The organism is Burkholderia sp. WSM2232 (genome assembly GCF_000472545.1).
Lineage (GTDB): Bacteria > Pseudomonadota > Gammaproteobacteria > Burkholderiales > Burkholderiaceae > Paraburkholderia.
The window spans coordinates 77,703-95,510 of the sequence record NZ_AWZV01000025.1 but is presented as its reverse complement, the minus strand read 5'-3'; the positions used below and the strand labels follow the sequence as shown (position 1 = coordinate 95,510).

15 protein-coding genes are annotated in these 17,808 nt (G+C 64.7%); 1 reads left to right on the top strand and 14 read right to left on the bottom strand.

All coding sequences use genetic code 11. The annotated features are described in order from the left end of the window. Nucleotides 1-45: 45 nt before the first annotated feature. Entirely contained in the window at nt 46-1,503 is a 1,458-nt protein-coding gene (locus tag F757_RS0122190) for an HDOD domain-containing protein (protein ID WP_027213315.1), read from the top strand. Nucleotides 1,504-1,788: 285 nt separating this feature from the next. Here the strand turns inward: F757_RS0122190 and F757_RS0122185 are convergent, their stop codons facing one another. The 14 genes from F757_RS0122185 to bamE all read right to left on the bottom strand — a co-directional run bounded on the left by F757_RS0122185 (nt 1,789) and on the right by bamE (nt 17,359). Then, entirely contained in the window at nt 1,789-3,174 is a 1,386-nt protein-coding gene (locus F757_RS0122185) for an EAL and HDOD domain-containing protein (protein WP_027213314.1), read from the bottom strand. Nucleotides 3,175-3,487: 313 nt separating this feature from the next. Continuing rightward, entirely contained in the window at nt 3,488-4,282 is a 795-nt protein-coding gene (locus F757_RS0122180) for an ABC transporter substrate-binding protein (protein WP_027213313.1), read from the bottom strand. 303 nt (nt 4,283-4,585) lie between these two features. Then, nucleotides 4,586-5,647: a succinylglutamate desuccinylase gene (gene astE / locus F757_RS0122170; RefSeq protein WP_027213311.1), complete on the bottom strand. Its 1,062-nt coding sequence runs from the start codon at nt 5,645-5,647 to the stop codon at nt 4,586-4,588. Continuing rightward, a complete protein-coding gene (astB, locus tag F757_RS0122165) occupies nt 5,631-6,971 on the bottom strand; it encodes an N-succinylarginine dihydrolase (protein ID WP_027213310.1) in 1,341 nt (446 codons plus the stop codon). Before astB ends, astE begins: the two co-directional genes overlap by 17 nt. A 9-nt stretch (nt 6,972-6,980) precedes the next feature. Next, on the bottom strand, nt 6,981-8,444 hold the full coding sequence (gene astD / locus F757_RS0122160; protein ID WP_027213309.1) for a succinylglutamate-semialdehyde dehydrogenase: 1,464 nt from the start codon (nt 8,442-8,444) through the stop codon (nt 6,981-6,983). 2 nt (nt 8,445-8,446) lie between these two features. After that, a complete protein-coding gene (gene astA / locus F757_RS0122155; protein ID WP_027213308.1) occupies nt 8,447-9,484 on the bottom strand; it encodes an arginine N-succinyltransferase in 1,038 nt (345 codons plus the stop codon). Next, on the bottom strand, nt 9,481-10,548 hold the full coding sequence (gene aruF / locus F757_RS0122150; protein WP_027213307.1) for an arginine/ornithine succinyltransferase subunit alpha: 1,068 nt from the start codon (nt 10,546-10,548) through the stop codon (nt 9,481-9,483). The genes astA and aruF overlap by 4 nt, the downstream gene beginning before the upstream one ends. Nucleotides 10,549-10,657: 109 nt before the next feature. Further along, complete coding sequence (locus F757_RS0122145; protein WP_027213306.1) at nt 10,658-11,893, bottom strand: aspartate aminotransferase family protein; 1,236 nt, start codon at nt 11,891-11,893, stop codon at nt 10,658-10,660. A gap of 124 nt (nt 11,894-12,017) precedes the next feature. Continuing rightward, on the bottom strand, nt 12,018-13,067 hold the full coding sequence (locus F757_RS0122140) for a GlxA family transcriptional regulator (protein ID WP_027213305.1): 1,050 nt from the start codon (nt 13,065-13,067) through the stop codon (nt 12,018-12,020). Between the two features lie 26 nt (nt 13,068-13,093). Next, complete coding sequence (locus F757_RS0122135; protein WP_027213304.1) at nt 13,094-13,885, bottom strand: ABC transporter ATP-binding protein; 792 nt, start codon at nt 13,883-13,885, stop codon at nt 13,094-13,096. 81 nt (nt 13,886-13,966) lie between these two features. Then, nucleotides 13,967-14,680 (bottom strand): ABC transporter permease, encoded by a 714-nt coding sequence (locus F757_RS0122130; RefSeq protein ID WP_027213303.1) that lies wholly within the window; start codon nt 14,678-14,680, stop codon nt 13,967-13,969. Between the two features lie 4 nt (nt 14,681-14,684). Continuing rightward, nucleotides 14,685-15,374 (bottom strand): ABC transporter permease, encoded by a 690-nt coding sequence (locus F757_RS0122125; RefSeq protein ID WP_013339720.1) that lies wholly within the window; start codon nt 15,372-15,374, stop codon nt 14,685-14,687. Between the two features lie 449 nt (nt 15,375-15,823). After that, entirely contained in the window at nt 15,824-16,777 is a 954-nt protein-coding gene (locus F757_RS0122115; RefSeq protein ID WP_027213301.1) for a patatin-like phospholipase family protein, read from the bottom strand. A 30-nt stretch (nt 16,778-16,807) separates the two neighbouring features. Next, the gene (gene bamE / locus F757_RS0122110) at nt 16,808-17,359 is read right to left on the bottom strand and encodes an outer membrane protein assembly factor BamE domain-containing protein (RefSeq protein ID WP_027213300.1); all 552 of its coding nucleotides are present in this window, start codon (nt 17,357-17,359) and stop codon (nt 16,808-16,810) included. Nucleotides 17,360-17,808 lie beyond the last annotated feature (449 nt).

Genomic DNA, 17,808 nt, shown 5'->3' with positions numbered 1-17,808 from the left:
CGGCATGGCATTCACTGGAATACGTATGGCTTTTGCGGGACTCTCATGGTAAAGGCGGCGGTGCTCGACCGGCTCTGGACGCGAATGAGCGAGCGCGGCGATTTCCCCATGCTGTCGCAGTCGTTGCGCACCACCATGGCGGCAATGAACAACGACGACCTCGACTTCACCGGCCTCGTGCAGGTGGTGCTGTCGGACTTCGCATTGACGCAAAAAGTGCTGCGCCTCGCGAACTCGGCCATGTATATGGCGTTCGGCGGCAACATCACGACGGTGTCGCGCGCGCTCATGGTGCTTGGCATGGACGCCGTCGGCCATCTGGTGGTCGGCCTGAAAATCGTCGATCACTTTCATCACAGCGCGCCGCGCCGCATCGACGCGAAGCTCGAACTGAACCGCACGCTGCTCTCGGGCTGCGTCGCGCGCAAGCTCACCGAGCGCGGCGATCTGCGCGCCGGCGAGGAAGCGGTGGTCTGCACGCTGATGCGGCAAATCGGCAAGCTGCTGGTGGTGTTCTATCTCGACGCGGAATGGGATCAGATTCGCCGCCACATTGAAAGCGGCACGCTCGAAGCCGATGCCTGTGTGCTCGTGCTCGGCGTGACGTTCGACGAAATCGGCGCGGAAGCCGCGGTGCGCTGGCGCCTGCCCGACATGATCCGCTCCGGCATGGGCGAGTTCGATCCGCAGGACACCGAGCAGCCGCGCCAGGTGCAGTGGCTGCGCGCCATTACCAATTACTCGACGGCGGTCGCCGACGTCCTCACGCAGCAGAACGTGCCCGAGTTCGCGCGCGAAGAGCGCATGGCCGAACTGGCGCAGGAATATAGCCGCGCGCTCAACACCGACCCCGAAGTGCTGCTCGACATGAGCGTGGCGCTCGCCCGCGAGGAAGGCGGCGACGGTGTGATGCGCGAAATCGTGGAACTGCGCGCGAACGCCGACGCCATGGCGCGCGAAGCGCTCAACCCGGAGGCGCGCATTGCAGCAGGCGTCGAAGATCTGCGCAACCTGCCCGACACGAGCTCGCTCGCGCCGGCGCTCGGCATGGCATCCGAAACGGTGCTCGCGGCACTCGGCTTTGCGCGCACCGTGGTGTTCGTCAAGCACAGCAACGGCACGTTCCGCGCGCGCCTCGGCCTCGGGCCGAAGATCGACGCGGCGCTGCCCAAGCTCACGTTCAGCTCGGCCTTCGAGCCCGACGTGTTCCACCTGGCCATTGCGAATTCGGTGGGCATCTTCATCGAAAATGCGCGCGATCCGAAAATGGTCGCGCGGCTGCCCGAGTGGTTCCGCCGTTCATTCGACGACGCCCGCGCCTTCGTGCTGCTGCCGGTGGTGGACGAAACGGAGCAGACCGTCGCACTGCTCTACGGCGACTGGTCGCACACTCAGGAGCCGCGCCGCATCTCCCAGAAGGAGATGAGCGTGCTGAACGAACTGGCCAGGGAGTTAGGCCGTTTTTTCGGCCTGGGGCAGATGCGGGAAATGGAGACGATGTAAAGACGTGGCGTGATCGTTGATCACACTGCGTAGGTTCTCCAGATTCTGTGTTTGCCCGACGCCAGATTTGCCTGCTGAGCTTCGAGAATGATTGTCAGCAACCAGGCTTTCAATTTGAATTTTTGCGGCCGGGTTGTGTGCTTGAGTTTTGCGCTTCAGTTTTGTGCTTCAATTTCGCGCTCGAGTTCCGCACCTGCGCTCCGCGCTTGAGCTCCACAACCAGATTCGCAACTGAGGTTCCGCAGCCGGCATGCGCTCCATGCCGGCTTGCCTGCTTTGCAAGCCTCAGTCCTCGATTCTTTCGAGCCCTTCCGCGCTGCGGTCCGCGACGCCCGCCCAGGCGCCGGCCGCCAGCCCCATGTGCCCGACCTCTTCCACCGTCAACGGCGCAAGCTGCGCGCATCGCGCCGCAAGCGTGTCCCACGCGCCGTTTTCCAGCGCCTCGACGGCGGCGAGCAACTGCCCGAGCACGCCCTCGCGATGCAGAATGGCCGCCTGGATCGGACGCGACAGCGTAAGCACATTCAACGTGCTTTCGAGCGAGCCGCCGAACACCGCGTCGACGAATGAAAACACGCCGGTCAGGAACGCTGCGTCGGCTTCGTCGCGCCCGGCCTCGGGCAGGCGCTCGACAGCCAGTTCCATGAACCGCGCGCGCGTTGCCGCGAGTTGCAGCAGCGGGTCGTCTTCGAGCGCGACCTTGCGGCCGTCCGCATACAGCAGCAACTGCGTCCAGCGCGCAATGCGGTCGGTGCCGGTTGCGTTGATCGCCTCGCGCAACGTCGTCACCTTGTGGCCGACCGCGAAGCCGCTCGAATTGGCGAGCTTCATCAGATGCATCACCAGCACGGGATTGAGCTTCAGTTCTGCCTCGAGCTGCGCGACCGTCGGGTCGCCCGCGAGCAGTTGCAGCAGGTTCAGCAGCGCATGGCGCGGCGCGCTCACGCGGCGCGTCATCGAGGTTTGCGCGCGCGCGAAGAAGTAGCCCTGAAAACGGTCGAAGCCCATGCCGTGCGCGGTTTCGAAAGCGGCTTGCGTGTCGAGGCCCGAGGCGATCAGCAGCTTGCCCGCCGACTTGAGCACGCTCGTCAGCTTGGGCAACAGCGCGGCGGGTGCGCGCGTCATGTCGATCTTGATGGCTTCCGCGTAAGGCAGGAGCTTCGCGAAGGTCTCGTTGGGCTGGGTCACGTCGTCGAGCACGAACCGATAGCGCCGCCCATGCAGCAGCACGATGCGCGCAATCAGTTCTTCGTCCACGTGGATGTCATGCGGCAGTTCGAACAGGAAGCGTTCGGCGGGCAGGCGCTCTATCGCGTCGTCGAGCAGCATGTCGCGGCTCGTGTCGATATACGCCGGGTGGCCGGTCAATGCGCCGCGCACATTGCTCTCGGCGAGCCCGCGGATAATCGCGCGGGCAACGCGCTGGGCCGGCGTGAGCGCGCGGCCGGCTCGCGTATTGCGGTCGTCAGCGTCCGTATCCGTGTCGTCGTGCGTGTCGGGATCGAGGTCGGCCAGCGCTTCTGCCGGCCATTGCGGCGCGCGAATCTTGAGCTCGTAGCCGCACAGCATGCCGTCCCGATTCAGGATGGGCTGCCGCGCGAAGCTCGCGTTCAACTGCGCATCGTCCGTGGCCCCCGTACGGCCCGGATTCTCGACTGCAATAGTGCTCATTCTGATCCCCCGCGAGGCGCCCCCGGCGCTTGCTGCTGTCTTGTGGTTATCGCCGCGTCGCGATGCGCCCGGCGTGTTTATCGTTTGCTTCGACGCGTGCACCCGCAATGTGTACTCGCGGTGTGGCGACGCAGCGCGCCCGGCGATTTTAGCGCAGCCCGTCTTGCACTGGCATGTCGTTCAGGCAATATCTGCAAATATTTGGAGCAGAGGGGCATATGAACCGCGACGCCGCCGTTCACCGTGCGCCCAATGCAAAACGGCCGCAGTTTGCGGCCGTCTTGCATGTCGTATCTAGCGTCGAGGTGCCGCCTTACTTCAGCACCACCTTCACGTCGAAGTATTTCGCCGCGAAGCGGTCTATCGTGCCGTCGGCCTTCAGTTCCTTGAGCGCCTGGTTCAACGCGTCCTTGAGCGCCTTGTCGCCGCGGCGAATGCCGAAGCCGACGCCCGCGCCCAGCAGCTTCTCGTCGCTGACGGCAGGACCGGCGAACTCGAAGCCCGCGCCTTGCGGCTTCTTCAGAAAGCCCTTGGACGCCGCTTCCGCATCCTGGAACGACGCATCCAGGCGGCCTGAAGCGAGGTCGGCATAGATCTGGTCCTGGGTCTGATACGGCACCACGTCGACGCCGGCCGGCGCCCAGCGCGCCTTCGCGTACGTCTCCTGAATCGTGCCCTGCAGCACGCCGACATGCTTGCCCTTGAGCGACGCGGGCGTCGGCAGCAGGCCACTGCCCTTCTTCGCGATCATCTGATTCGGGATCGTGTAAATGGGGTCCGTGAAATCAATCGCCTGACGACGCTGCCCGGTGATCGTCATGTCGGAGTTGATCGCATTGAACTTGCGCGCCTGCAAGGCGGGAATCAGGCCGTCGAATGAATTCTCGACCCACACGCACTTGGCCTTCAGCTTCGCGCATACGGCATTGCCGACGTCGATGTCGAAACCCTGCAGTTCGCCCGACGGCGACTTCGATTCGAACGGCGCATAAGACGCCTCGACACCGAAGCGCACTTCCTTGATGTCCGCCGCCACGGCCGAGCCTGCCGTGACCGTTGCCGTCGCGAATAGCGCCAGCGCAGCCGTGTTTCGCCAATTCATCTTCATTGCGGGTGTTCCTCTACGGTATTGAACAAGACAGAGCCGAATCCGGACAGGCATGATTGCCGCGCCAAAAATGCGATTCAAACTCGCGCGGCCGCTGTGATGCAGCGCAGCAGCCGCGAGGCGCGAATTGTACAGGCTCGGGCGCCGCGCCCGCGCGGGGCCGGCGCCGCAGTGTTCGCTGCAACGCGCGGCAGGCAAGCTTGAAAAGCTGCAACTTGATGTCGCGCTCGTGCAAAGAATCCGCATGCATGCGCACGCGCCGGCACCGGCGCCCGGCGCGGCTCGCTTGCGGCACATGCGCCGCTAGACGAGTGTGGCGTGCGTATGCGCGGTGGTCTCGATCACCATCAGGCCGGCTCGCAGCCCGGGCTTGACGCTCGCATTCGGAAATACGAGGCGTTCTTCGTCGCGTTGCACGACGTAGCGGTAGTCGCCGTCGCGCGCGAGCAAGGTGTTTCTGGCAAATGGCGTGAAGTTCGCGACGTCCGCGTCGACTAGCAATTCGAACGCAGCGCTTTGCTTCGTGATCTGATCGATCACCGTGAAGGCACGCGGCAACTGCATGGGACCACGCCCATTGGTGCCCGCGAGCAGACGACGCAGCGCCTCGTCGGCGCCGGCAAAGCGCGCGAGATCGTTCTGGCCGAACGGGCGGACCTTGCCCAGCTCCAGCGTGCACGCCTCGGCGCCGCACGTCTGCGCGGTGAAATGCGAGTAGGTATTGCCCTTGGTGGTATGCAACAGCACCGCGCTGATGTGCGCTTCGCCCAACCACTCGAACATCGCGCGCGAAAACGGCCTGCCGGTATGCGGCAGCAACGCGAAGCGCTCGAATGCGGAGGCGCGGATCGCCGTGTGCATGTCGATATGCCAGCGCGCGCCGGGCTTATCCGAAGCGGCGGCGAAGAACCGCGTGGCCGCCTGCTCGAGCGCCGCGGCGCGTGGTGCCTCGTGACTGTGCGGCAATTGCAGATGGCGGCCGCTGAAGAGCCGGTTCAGATCGTCGTCGCGATAACGGCATGCGTCGCGCATCGCGTCGACGTTGCCGAGAATCACCAGCAAACGGCAGGTCAACGCAGCCTCGCCGCGCGCAATGTCGCGCACCAGATACGAAAGCAGTTCGATGGGCGCGGTTTCGTCGCCATGCACGCCGGCCGACGCGAGTACGCTGCGCATGGCGGCAACCGGCGCAGCAGCGGGCTCGATCAGCAGCACGCCGTCGTCGAGCCACGACCAGCGTGCGCCCGTGGCGCACGTGCCTTGCATGGCGTTCGCCGCAGGCCGCGTGCCCGCGAGCGTGTAGGCGAGAAAATCGTCCAGCATCGCGGCCGGCTCGCCGCGCTCGAGCTCAGCGCTGGAAGTCATAGAGCGACCCGAGTCCGAGAATCTGCGTGAGTTCGTCGAGCGCGGTGCGCGACTCGGCGAGCAAATGCGGATCGGCCAGATCTGCCGGCGCGAGACGGTCGCGATAATGCTTTTCGATCCACGTGTCGAGCCGGCCGAACAAGCTGTCGTCTATCCACACGCCGCGCGTGACCGCCGCACGTTCCGCCTCGTTCAGCACCACCCGCAGACGCAGGCACGCCGGACCGCCGCCGTTTTTCATGCTCTCGCGCAGATCGAACACGAGCACCTCGTCGATGGGACCGGTGTGCGACGTGAGCTCGTCCAGGTACGCAGCCACGCGCGGATTTTCGCGGCACTCCTGCGGCACGACCAGCACCTGCCTGCCGTCGGGACACGTGAGCAACTGGCTGTTGAACAGATACGACGAGACCGCGTCGGCCACGCTCACCTGCGCATCCGGCACTTCGATCACGTTCAAGCCCGCGCTCACACTCTCGAGCTTCGCGCGCAATTCGTCGTACACCGCGCTCTGCTCGACAAACGCCAGCTCGTGACAGAACAGCGTGGTGCGATTGCCGACCGCGATCACGTCGTTATGGAACACGCCTGCGTCGATCACATCGGGGCTCTGCTGTGCGTAGACGGTTGCCTCTTCCTGCAGACCATGACGATGCGCGACCGCGCGGCTCGCCTCGAACGTCTGACGCGCGGGAAAGCGCTTGGGCTCCGGCCCGCGGCGATATTCACTGCGCCCATACACGAAGAATTCGACACCCCGTGCGCCGTATTCGGAGCACAGGCGCGTGTGATTCGCCGCGCCTTCGTCGCCGAGTGCAGGCGTGCCGGGCAAGGCTTCGTGTACCTCGAAGCGGTTCGCGTCGCTGAAAATGGCGCGCAGTGTGCGGCGCGTCGATTCATGTTCGATCGCGCGATGCAGCTTGCTGCACAGATTGGCCGGCGTGAAGTGCACGCGGCCGTCGTGCGTGTCGGCGGACGGGCTCACAGTCGCCGCATTGGCGGTCCACATGGCCGACGCCGAACTCGCCGCGGCGAGCAACTCGGGCGCGTTCTTCGAGACGCGCGCGATGACCGTTGCGTCGTCGCCCGAAAAGCCAAGTTCGCGCAACAGACGCATCGACGGCCGCTCCTGCGGCGGCAACACGCCCTGATGGAAGCCGAGATCGGCCAACTGCTTCATCTTGCGCAGACCCTGCTTCGCGGCCGCTTTCGGATTGGCAACCGACTTCTCGTTGTTCTGCGACGCGACGTTGCCGAACGACAGCCCCGCGTAGTTGTGCGTGGGGCCGACCAGGCCGTCGAAATTGGCTTCAGTGGCTTGCATCGTCGATCCTCAGAATTGAAGGCCCGGCGAGACGCTCGCGGGCATGTGCAGTTGCGCGCTTTCGACGGAGGCCATCGGGTACGCGCAATAATCGGCTGCGTAATAGGCGCTCGGCCGGTGGTTGCCCGAGCGGCCCGGGCCGCCGAACGGCGCACCGGACGAAGCGCCGTTGGTCGGCCGGTTCCAGTTGACGATGCCCGCGCGGACGGTGCGCTGGAAATGCGTCCACAGCGATTCGTCGTCGGCAAGCAAGCCTGCGGAGAGGCCGAACTGGGTGTCGTTGGCTTTTTCGAGCGCCTCGTCGAAGTTGTCGTAACGGATGATCTGCGCGAGCGGTCCGAAATGCTCCTCGTCAGGCAGGTGCTTCACGGCGCTGACGTCGAGAATGGCCGGCGTGACGAAGCCGAGCCTCGGGTCGCGCTGCTCCATTTTCAGCAGCGCCTCGCCGCCCTCGCCAAGCAGACGTTCCTGAGCCGCGACCAGCCGCGAAGCCGCGCGCGCCGAGATCACCGCGCCCATGAAAGGCTGCGGCTCGGCGTTGTATTCGCCCACGCCGATGCGCGACGCAACCTCGACGAAGCGCGCGAGAAAGCGCTCGCCGACTGCGTCGTTCGGCACGAAGATTCGCCGCGCGCACGTGCAGCGCTGCCCCGCCGACAGAAACGCCGACTGGATCGTGTGATGCACGGCCGCGTCGATATCCGCGACCGGACCGATCACGAGCGGATTGTTGCCGCCCATTTCGAGCGCGAGCACGATCTCGGGGCGTCCGCCGAACTGTTTGTGGAGCAATGTTCCGGTGTCCGAACTACCGGTGAAAAAGAGTCCGTCGATCTGCCGGTGATTTGCGAGCGCAACGCCCGTGTCCTTCTCGCCTTGCACGAGATTCAGCACGCCCGCCGGCAAGCCCGCGTCGCGCCAGATCTGCACGGTCAGCGCGGCGACGCCTGGCGCGAGCTCCGACGGCTTGAACACCACCGCATTGCCCGCGATCAACGCCGGCACGATATGCCCGTTCGGCAGATGGCCGGGAAAGTTATACGGCCCGAACACGGCGACCACGCCATGCGGACGATGCCGCAGCACCGCGGTTCCGTCCGCCATTGCCGAACGCTTTTCGCCAGTGCGCTCGTTGTAGGCCTGAATCGAAATTTCGACCTTCGCGGCCATGGAGGCCGCTTCGGTGCGCGCTTCCCACAGCGGCTTGCCCGTTTCGCGGCCAATCGCTTCGGCGAGCGCTTCCTTGCGTTCGGTAACGAGCGCGGCGAAGCGGCGCACCACTGCACAACGCTCGTCGAGGCTCACCGCCGACCACGCCGCGAACGCGCGACGCGCGCTGCGCACCGCGCGGTCCACGTCGTCCGGCGACGCACTGTTGCCTTCCCAAACGGTCGCGCCCGTACCCGGATTGTGCGACGCGAACGCGGGGCCTGTGCCGGCGGCCCACTCGCCGTCGATGAAAAGCTCGCTCATGATCATCCTTGTTTGTGTTTCAGCGGCAGCACCCGCACCGGGTCGCCTGACTTCACGCCGAGTGCCGACGCTTCCTGCGCGTTCATGCGGAACACGCCGTCGTGCGGCACGCCGGCCGCCACGCCCACGCGAAAATCGCCCAGCGACGTATTCGACACCATCGAGCGCGGCGCATCCTGCGGCGCGCCCGCCGGCACGTCGGCAATCTCGGCCGGCACTAGCACGCTTTCGCGCACCGTGCGCAAGTCGGAGATATGGCATTCCAGAACCGGACCTGCGTCGAAAATATCGACGTGGTTCTCGTAGCGCAGCCCTTCCGCTTCGAGCATGCGCCGCGCTGGAATCGTGTCGCTATGCGTGAGGCCGACGCATTGCTGCGCCTCTTCGGGCAACAGCTCGACATACACCGGATAGCGCGGCATCAACTCGGCGAGGAACGCCTTGCGGCCGTGCGAGCTCAGGTAGTCCGCCGCGTTGAAGTCGATCTGATAGAAATGCGACCCCACGGCGCGCCAGAACGGCGACGTGCCCTGCTCGTCGAAATGGCCGCGCAATTCCGCGCACAGGCGCTGCGGAAAGCGCTCGCGGAACTGCGCGAGAAACATAAAGCGCGAGCGCGACAGCAAGCCGCCCACTCCGCTCGTGCGATAACGCGGGCTCAGAAACAGCGAGCAAACCTCCGCGTAGCCCGTCAGGTCGTGCGAGATGTTGAGCGCGCGCATGCGCGTCCAGATGCCGAGGTCCTGGCTCGCATGTACCACCGTGCTCACGCGATAGTTGTAGAACGGCTGCTGCAGTCCGACCTCGGCCTCGATGCCGCAGACGCCCGCGACATCGCCGGTTTGCGTGTCTTCCATCACGAAGAAGTAGCCTGCTTCGTGCGGCGCGGCCTTGTCTTCCATGGTGCGGCGCGCGCGTTCGACGCGTGCGGCAAGCGCCTCGCGGTCCGGCTTGAAGGTGGTGAGCCCCGGGCCGGTTTCCTGCGCGAGGCGCATCAGCGCGTCCACATCGCCTCGTTGCACAACGCGAACGACGATCATTGTGCATCTCCCGATTGTTGTTCGCCTTGCGGCCGATAGAGCGGCACGCAGCGCACCGCATCGCCGTCCTGCACGCCCAGCGCCGCGCGTGCCGCATGCGCGAGCGGCGCGCCTTCGCGCTGCGCGGCCGGCAGATCGCCGAGCACGCAGCGGAACTCGCCGTCCGCGCCGTTATGCGCGATCAGGAACGCCGAGCCGCTTGCGGGCGCCGCGCTCTCGTGTACCTCGCGCACCTCGCGCGTCTCGTTGCGCGTGACGCACGCACTGCGGTCCACCTGCGCGGTAAGCACCGGACCCGCGTCGAAAATATCGATGAAGCGGTCGGTCTCGAAGCCTTCCTCGAGATGGATTTCGTACGCGAGCAAGGCGTTCGCATCCGGTTCGCCGAGCACGCGCTGCGCCGCTTCGGGCAGCAAGGGCACGTAGATCGGATAGGTAGGCATTACTTCGGCAATGAATGTTCTGCTGCGCCCGCCCGATTCGATCTCGATGTCGGCAAAATCGCGGCCGAAAAACTTGCGCCCCACCGCTTCCCAGAACGGCGACACGCCCTTCTCATCGGTCACGCCGAGCAGCAGCGAAAACACCTCAGGCGTAAAGCGCTTGCGATTGGCGGCGATGTACATCATCCGTGCGCGCGACAGCAGGTGCGCGGCGGCGTCGCCGCGCAGCGACGGATGGATGTAATAGCCCGCGAGCCGGCTCTTGCCGGTCAGTTCGTGCGACATGGTGAGCGCGTGAATCTTGCGGTTCACGTGCAGCTCGCGCGACGCATGAATCAGCGCGTCGTTGCGAAATGCGTAGAACGGATCGGAGTAGCCCGCCGCCGCGACGATGCTCGCCGTGCCCATCAGCTTGCCGGTCTCGCTGTCTTCGAGCACGAACAGATAGAACTCCTCGCCCGGAAAGTCGACTTCCGCGCGAAACGAGTCTTCCGACAGCGCGACGCGCGCTTCGAGCGCGCGCCGGTCATGCGGCAGTGAATGCAGCACCGGCTGTGCGGTGCGCGCCATGTGTTCGAGCGCATCGAGATCGGCGAGGCGGCCGGGGCGTACGAAGAGCATCATCGTTCCTGTGGAGTGTCACGCATCAATGCGAGCCATGAATGTGACGCACCGGTGCAACCCATGAAAACAACCGGTGAGTCCGTGCAGGGCACTGAAGAACGCGCGCTTATTTCGAGGCGGCTTCGGCCTTCGCGCCGATCAGTTCGGCGATCGCGCTCGCGAGCCGCACGAAGCCTTCGTTCATGTCGTCGAGCGGCATGATCAGCGACGGCACAAAGCGCAGCACGTCCGGTCCCGCCATCAGCATGATCACGCCATGCTGGCCGGCCGCCGTGACAAAGTCTTTCGCCCGGCCCTTGTAGGCGTCGGTCAATTCCGCGCCGATCAGCAAGCCCTTGCCGCGCACTTCCTTGAAGAGGCCAAAGCGTTCGTTGAGTTTAGCTAGATGGCCCTTCAGCACTTCGCTGCGCGTGCGCACGCCTTCGAGCAGTTGCGGATCGCTCACCAGCTCGACCACTTTCTCTGCAATCGCGGAGCCGAGCGGATTGCCGCCATAGGTCGTGCCATGCACGCCGACCTTGAAGTGCGCGGCCAGTTCGTTCGTGGTCAGCATTGCGCCGATGGGGAAACCGTTGCCGAGCGCCTTCGCGGTGGTGAGAATATCCGGCGTCACGCCGCTGTCCTGGTACGCGTAGAAGTAGCCGCTGCGGCCCACGCCGGTTTGCACTTCGTCGAAAATCAGCAGCGCGCCGTGCTGATCGCAGGCTTCGCGCAGCGCCTTGAGGAACGCCGGGTCCGCGGGTATCACACCGCCCTCGCCCTGAATCGGCTCGACGATCACCGCGCAGGTCTGCGCGCCGATGGCCTGTTTCGCGGCCTGAATATCGTTGTACGGTAAATGCACGATGCCCTGCGGCACCGGCCCGAAGCCTTCCGAGTACTTCGGCTGGCCGCCCACGCTGACGGTGAAGAACGTACGGCCATGAAACGACTGCGTGAACGAGACGATTTCGAATTTGTCGGCGCCATGACGATCGAACGCGACACGGCGTGCGAGCTTCAGCGCCGCTTCGTTTGCTTCCGCACCGGAGTTCGCGAAGAACGCACGGTCGGCAAAGGTCAGGTCTTCGAGACGTTTGGCAAGACGCAGCACCGGCTCGTTCGTGTAGCCATTGCCGATGTGCCAGAGCTTGCTGCCCTGCTCGTGCAAGACTTTCAGCAGTTCGGGATGCGCATGACCGAGCGCGGTGACGGCAATGCCGCCGGCGAAGTCGACATAGTCGCGCCCTTGCGTATCCCAGACGCGTGAGCCGAGACCGCGGTCCGGCACGAAGGCGGCGGGCGCAAACACCGGCACCATGACTTCGTCGAAGGTCTTGCGTGTCACAGTCAGGTCGTTCATGACAAATCCTCGTTACGGGTGAGAGGTAATACACGTAGTGTAGGAAACCACGAGCGATACGTCTTGCGCACAGGCGACGCTTTCTATGAGCTTCCAGCGCCCACGGCCAGCGCCAGCGGCCTGTTCAGTCTGCGAGATCCGGCCGCTCGATCAATGCGCCCGCGCGCGGCTCGCTCGCGGCGCCGCCGCTCGCGCCGGTCTGCCGCTCGATCCAGTTGCGGCGGTCTTCGCGCGGCGTCACGCCAAAGCGTTCGCGGTAAGCATTCGAAAAGTGCGCCGCCGACGAAAATCCGCATGCGAGGCTGATCTGCACGACCGATTTGCTGGTGCGCTGCAATTGCGTGCGCGCTTTGGAAAGGCGCAGGCCCAGATAGTATTTGGACGGCATCGAACCGAGATACTGTCGAAACAGCCGCTCCAGCTGCCGCCGCGACACGCCGACGAGCGCCGCGATTTCGTCGGTGGTGAGCGGGTCTTCGATATTCGCTTCCATCAGCAGCAACGCATCGTTCAGTCGCGGATGGCGCTCGCCCGGCGCGGTCACGAACGGAATACGCTGACGCTCCTCGCCCGCGCGCAACACGCCGACGCCGAGCGTGTCCGCGATGCGGTCCGCCAGTTCAGGGCCGTGCTCGCGGCCGATCATCGCGAGCATGAAGTCGACGCTCGCCTGACCGCCCGCGCAGGTGGCGCGATCGCGGTCGATTTCAAAAATCTGCTGGGTGACGATGGAGCGTTCGAACTGCTCGGCGAACTGCTGATAGGTTTCCCAGTTGACGCTCACGCGATAGCCGGACAACTGCCCGGCCATCGCGAGCCACCATACACCGTGATGAATACCGGTGACGAGCGGCGTACGCTGCCCGACCCGCGCGAGACTCGCGAGAAACAGGCGATAGTCGGCAAATTGCTGGAAGCGCTCGGTGACGACGATCAGCCAGTCGCACGCGATCGCGTCGCCGAACGCGGCGTCGGCGGGCCATTGGGCGCCGCCCGCGAGCGGCACGGCGCGGCCGTCCCACGAACAGACCTGCACGCGGTACAACGCGCGGCCGTCGATTTCATTGGCGAGATTGAGTGCGTCGACAATCGGCCCGACGCCCGACATCGACACGGGCGGCAATGCGACGATCGCCACCTGGGTGGTACGTGCGGGACTGGACGTGCGGGCCATCGGCTGCGCTATGACGGTGCGGCGCGTTACTTCAGGCTGCCGGAGAGGAACTGCTTGAGCCGCTCGCTGCGCGGCGTGCTCAACACATCCGCGGGCAGGCCTTCTTCTTCGGTGCGGCCTTGATGCAGGAACATCACATGGTTCGACACGTTGCGTGCAAAACCCATTTCATGCGTGACGACGATCATGGTGCGCCCTTCTTCGGCGAGCTTCTGCATGACCTTCAGCACTTCGCCGACCAGTTCGGGGTCGAGCGCCGAAGTCGGCTCGTCGAACAGCATGACGTCCGGGTTCATCGCCAGCGCGCGCGCAATCGCCACACGCTGCTGCTGCCCCCCTGACAGATGCGACGGATATTGTTTTTCGACGCGCGGAGCAAGGCCCACCTTCTCCAGGTATTCGCGCGCCCGCTCTTCCGCTTCGCGGCGCGGCACGCCGAGCACGTGAATCGGCGCCTCGACGAGGTTCTCGAGCACGTTCATATGCGCCCACAGATTGAAGTGCTGGAACACCATCGCGAGTTTCGTGCGAATGCGCTGCAACTGCTTGTGATCGGCCACTTCGAGGTTGCCGCCGCGGTCGGTCTTCGTCTTGACCGCTTCACCGTCGACCACGATCTGCCCCGCGTTCGGCCGCTCGAGGAAATTGATGCAACGCAGGAAGGTGCTCTTGCCCGAGCCGCTCGCACCGATGATGCTGATCACGTCGCCCTTGTTCGCGTTCAGCGAGACGCCCTTGAGCACTTCGTTGTCGCCATAGCGCTTGTGGATGTCCTGCACGGCGAGCTTGCAAGCCTGGGTTTGCGTGGTGTGGAGCAAGATGCTCTCCCTTTGAGAATACGGATCGAGGTTGTGACGGCGCACGCATTGAGCGCGCCGCCCGCTGCGAACACGGCGCGCTCAATGCGTGCGCACCGCCAGATAACCCAGCCAGTGACGCTCGGCGCGGCGAAACAGCGCAACCAGAGCAAACGACACCACGAGGTAAATCAGCGCCGCGAGGCCGAACGCGTCGAACGACTGATAGGTCGCCGAATTCGCATCGCGCGCCACCTTGAGAATATCGGGCACGGTGGCCGTGAACGCGACCGTGGTGGCATGCAGCATCAGGATCACTTCGTTACTGTACAACGGCAACGCGCGGCGCAGCGCGGACGGTATCACAATGCGGCGGTACATCGTGAACCAGCTCATGCCGTAGGCGCGCGCGGCTTCCACTTCACCATGCGACGTCGAGCGGATCGCGCCCGCGAAAATCTCCGTCGTGTAGGCACAGGTGTTCAACGCGAACGCGAGAATCGCGCAGTGAAAGCCGCTGCGGAAAAACGCATCAAGCAACTGATGCGAGCGGACGAATTCGAGGCTGTACATGCCGGTATAAATCAGCAGCAACTGCACGTACAGCGGCGTGCCGCGAAACACATACGTGTAAAGACGCACCGGCGTGGAGAGCCAGCGCTTTTTCGACACGCGCGCGACCGCGAGCGGAATTGCAACGCAAAAGCCGATGCCGACTGAGGCGACCAGCAACCACAGCGTCACCGCGAGCCCGGACATGCGCTGGCCGTCCCAGTAGAGAAACGCGCGCCAGAATTCGTTGAGGATGTCGATCATGGTCTTAGAGCTCCGCGTGCCGCACGCCGATCGAATAGCGGCGTTCCAGCCAGATCAGCGCGAGGTTCGAGACGGTAGTGAGCGCGAGATAGATTAGCGCCGCGATCAGAATGAAGAAGAACATGTTGAAGGTGCTCTTGCCCGCGTCCTGCGCGGCCTTCACGACGTCCGCGAGACCGATGATCGACACGAGCGCCGTCGCCTTGACGAGCACCTGCCAGTTGTTGCCGATGCCGGGCAGCGCGAAACGCATCATCTGCGGAAAGAGAATGCGCGCGAATACCCGCGCGCCGCTCATGCCGTACGCACTGCCCGCTTCGAGCTGACCGCGCGGCACAGCGAGAAACGCGCCACGAAACGTTTCAGTGAAGTACGCACCGTAAATGAAGCCGAGCGTCAGCACGCCGGCCACGAACGGGTCGATGTCGAATTGCGGCAGGCCGAGCGCGTCGGTCAGATTGTTGACCGCGATCTGGATGCTGTAGAAAAGCAGCAGCATCAGCACAAGGTCGGGCACCGAGCGGATCAGCGTCGTATAGCCGGTGGCGAGCGCGCGCAGCGGCCGGTTGAGGGAGAGTTTCGCCGCCGCGCCCGCGAGCCCGAGCAGCACGGCGGTCGCGAGCGACAGAACCGACAGTTCGACTGTCTGGATCGTGCCGGCCAGCAACACCGGACCAAAGCCGTATAGCACCACGCGTGTCTCCATCCAGGTTCGTTTGAACGTTGCCAGGATGCAGTCGGCTCACGCCGCCCGCCCCGACCCATCAGGCATGGCGCGGAGTCTCGCAAGCGAAAATTAAAATCACAAAGGCAGGCGGCGAATTTGGTGCGATGCAACAAGAGACGTGTAAGGCACGCTGCGCCCTGTCATGCCCGATGTCGTGGGGCACTGGCGCTGGTCACGCGAAGCGCGTTCAGCAGGCGCCGCAGCGATTTCGCAAGTTTGAGGTCGCTTTTTCGATAGACGGCGCGCGCTTCGCGCAAGGCGAAGCGCGTGCCCGGAGTAAGGCGTTGCCCGAGTAAGGCGTGCCCGAGTACGGCGCGCCCGAGTGTGGCGTTGCCCGAGTGCGGCGCGCCCGAGTGTGGCGTTGCCCGAGTGCGGCGTTGCCCGAGTGCGGCGTGCACAGAGCGCGCCGGGCGGCGCTAGTCTATGCCGAGCCGCGCGCGAATAGCCGGCAGCATGTATTCGACCGCCGCGCGCCCTTCCTCGATGGCCGGGGCCGCGCGATGAAAGTCGAAAATGCCCATACCGCCCAGGCGCGGCTGGATCAGAATATCTGCCGGCTCACCCGCCAGACGGCTGCGCGTGATCCGCACCTGCATGATGTCGATGCTTTGCGCGATAGAACTCAGCATGGAAGGCACGCGGGCGCTCGGCGCGGGCGGCACGCGCACGTCGTCGGTGACGCGCTCCTCGGCGGGCGCGAGCCAGCGCGGCCAGGGCTTGCCGTTACGGCGCAGCGAAACGGGCGGGGGCGCGTTCGGATCGATGGCGGGCGTGTCCACCACCGCGCCGCCGAAATCGCGGCCATTCAGAATGTCGTTGTTCAGATCGACCGCGATCACGCAGTCGGCCCGCATGCCGCGCGCCACGGACACCGGCACGGGATTGCTCAGGCCACCGTCGACAAGCCATACGCCGTTGTGCCACACCGGCGTGAAAATGCCGGGAATCGCAATCGACGCGCGCACCGCGTCCACCACGCTGCCGTCCTGCAGCCAGCTTTCGCGGCCTGAGTCGAGTTCGGTGGCGACGGCCGCGAACGGCATGTTCAACTGGGCGATGGACCGGCCGTTGAATTTGTCGGCAAAAAGCTGGATTACTTTGCGCCCGCCGAGCAGGCCGCCGGAGAGCCGTAAGTCGAGCAGGCGCACCACCGTCTGCCACGTGAGCCGCGAGACCCACTCCTCGAGCCAGTCGAGGTCGCCGTTCGCATAGACCGCGCCGACCAGCGCGCCGATCGAAGTACCGCAGACCACGTCGGGTTTGATGCCCGCGTCGTGCAGCGCGCGAATCGCTCCTATATGTGCCCAGCCGCGCGCCGCGCCGCCACCCAATACCAGTCCGATACGGCTGTATCGACGTCGACGTATCATGAAGCCCCCGTCTTTCTGTTCTCTTTGTTTCTAGCGCCCGCGCACGACATCCGAACGCGATGTCGTGTACACCGTGTGATTCTGGTCGAAATGCACGTTGAAAATGCCTTCTTCCGTCACGCCGCCCTCGCGCCATTTCCAGCTCCACACCGTCTCAGGCTTGAGGGGAAACACCGCGACCTGGCCCGGTTTGCCGAGCAGCCGCCGCACCTCGTCCTCGCTCATGCCGATGCGGATCTTGCCGAAATTCGCGGCGGTCAACACCTGCGTGATGGATTGCAGTTTACCGTCACGGTCAATGTCGACCATGTACGTATTCAAACCTTGCGGACCACGCGGATACTCGAAGCGCTTCGAACCGTCGGTATAGGTGCGTTCCGTTTCGGGCTTGCCCATCTGCTCGCGGATCTGCGCTTCGGTGGTCACGCCCGGCGTCATGTCCTTGAGCAGCAGTGCGTCGGGCTTCACGGCGTTGAACAGCTCCCTGATTTTTTGCACGGCACGCTCGCTTTGTTGGTCGTCGCATGCGGTGAGCGCAAGGCATGCGGCCAGCATGGCGACAATAGGCAGTTTCAGGCTCACAGCGAATTTCCTGTAGCAGTGCGCACGCGAGGGCCCGCACCGGTCATGTTGTGATGCCCCGCCGCACTTGGTCGGGGCGCGCTACAGGATAACCGCGCAACGCAAAAACCGCGAGCGCGCACACGCGTCCGCCAACACGCCGTCATCCCGGCCCGGTGCGCGCAAAACGCGGTACGTCAGGCATTTTTTCGACGATCGGGGTAACCGCGCGAGATGTATTGCAAACAGCAACAGACGCAACAGAAAGCAAAAAGGCGACGCCGTGCAAAGCGTCGCCCATGACAGGGACATTGAAGCTTTCGTAAAGGCGGGTACGGTCAGTACGCCGGAGAAGGAAGACGCAGGTCGGAGGACAAAACCCCGTTTGAACGACACGGCAGTGTGGGACGACGCGCAGCGGTCCTGTTCCGGTGCGGCGATAAACGACCTTGGCCGTTCACCTTGCGCCA

Coding starts and splice junctions, on each gene's coding strand:
- astB (WP_027213310.1), bottom strand. CDS start 6,971: ATGCAAGCCACTGAAGCCAATTTCGACGGCCTGGTCGGCCCCACGCAC.
- F757_RS0122185 (WP_027213314.1), bottom strand. CDS start 3,174: ATGAGCACTATTGCAGTCGAGAATCCGGGCCGTACGGGGGCCACGGAC.
- aruF (WP_027213307.1), bottom strand. CDS start 10,548: ATGCTCTTCGTACGCCCCGGCCGCCTCGCCGATCTCGATGCGCTCGAA.
- astA (WP_027213308.1), bottom strand. CDS start 9,484: ATGATCGTCGTTCGCGTTGTGCAACGAGGCGATGTGGACGCGCTGATG.
- F757_RS0122130 (WP_027213303.1), bottom strand. CDS start 14,680: ATGATCGACATCCTCAACGAATTCTGGCGCGCGTTTCTCTACTGGGAC.
- astE (WP_027213311.1), bottom strand. CDS start 5,647: ATGACTTCCAGCGCTGAGCTCGAGCGCGGCGAGCCGGCCGCGATGCTG.
- F757_RS0122115 (WP_027213301.1), bottom strand. CDS start 16,777: ATGATACGTCGACGTCGATACAGCCGTATCGGACTGGTATTGGGTGGC.
- F757_RS0122180 (WP_027213313.1), bottom strand. CDS start 4,282: ATGAAGATGAATTGGCGAAACACGGCTGCGCTGGCGCTATTCGCGACG.
- F757_RS0122140 (WP_027213305.1), bottom strand. CDS start 13,067: ATGGCCCGCACGTCCAGTCCCGCACGTACCACCCAGGTGGCGATCGTC.
- F757_RS0122190 (WP_027213315.1), top strand. CDS start 46: ATGGTAAAGGCGGCGGTGCTCGACCGGCTCTGGACGCGAATGAGCGAG.
- astD (WP_027213309.1), bottom strand. CDS start 8,444: ATGAGCGAGCTTTTCATCGACGGCGAGTGGGCCGCCGGCACAGGCCCC.
- F757_RS0122145 (WP_027213306.1), bottom strand. CDS start 11,893: ATGAACGACCTGACTGTGACACGCAAGACCTTCGACGAAGTCATGGTG.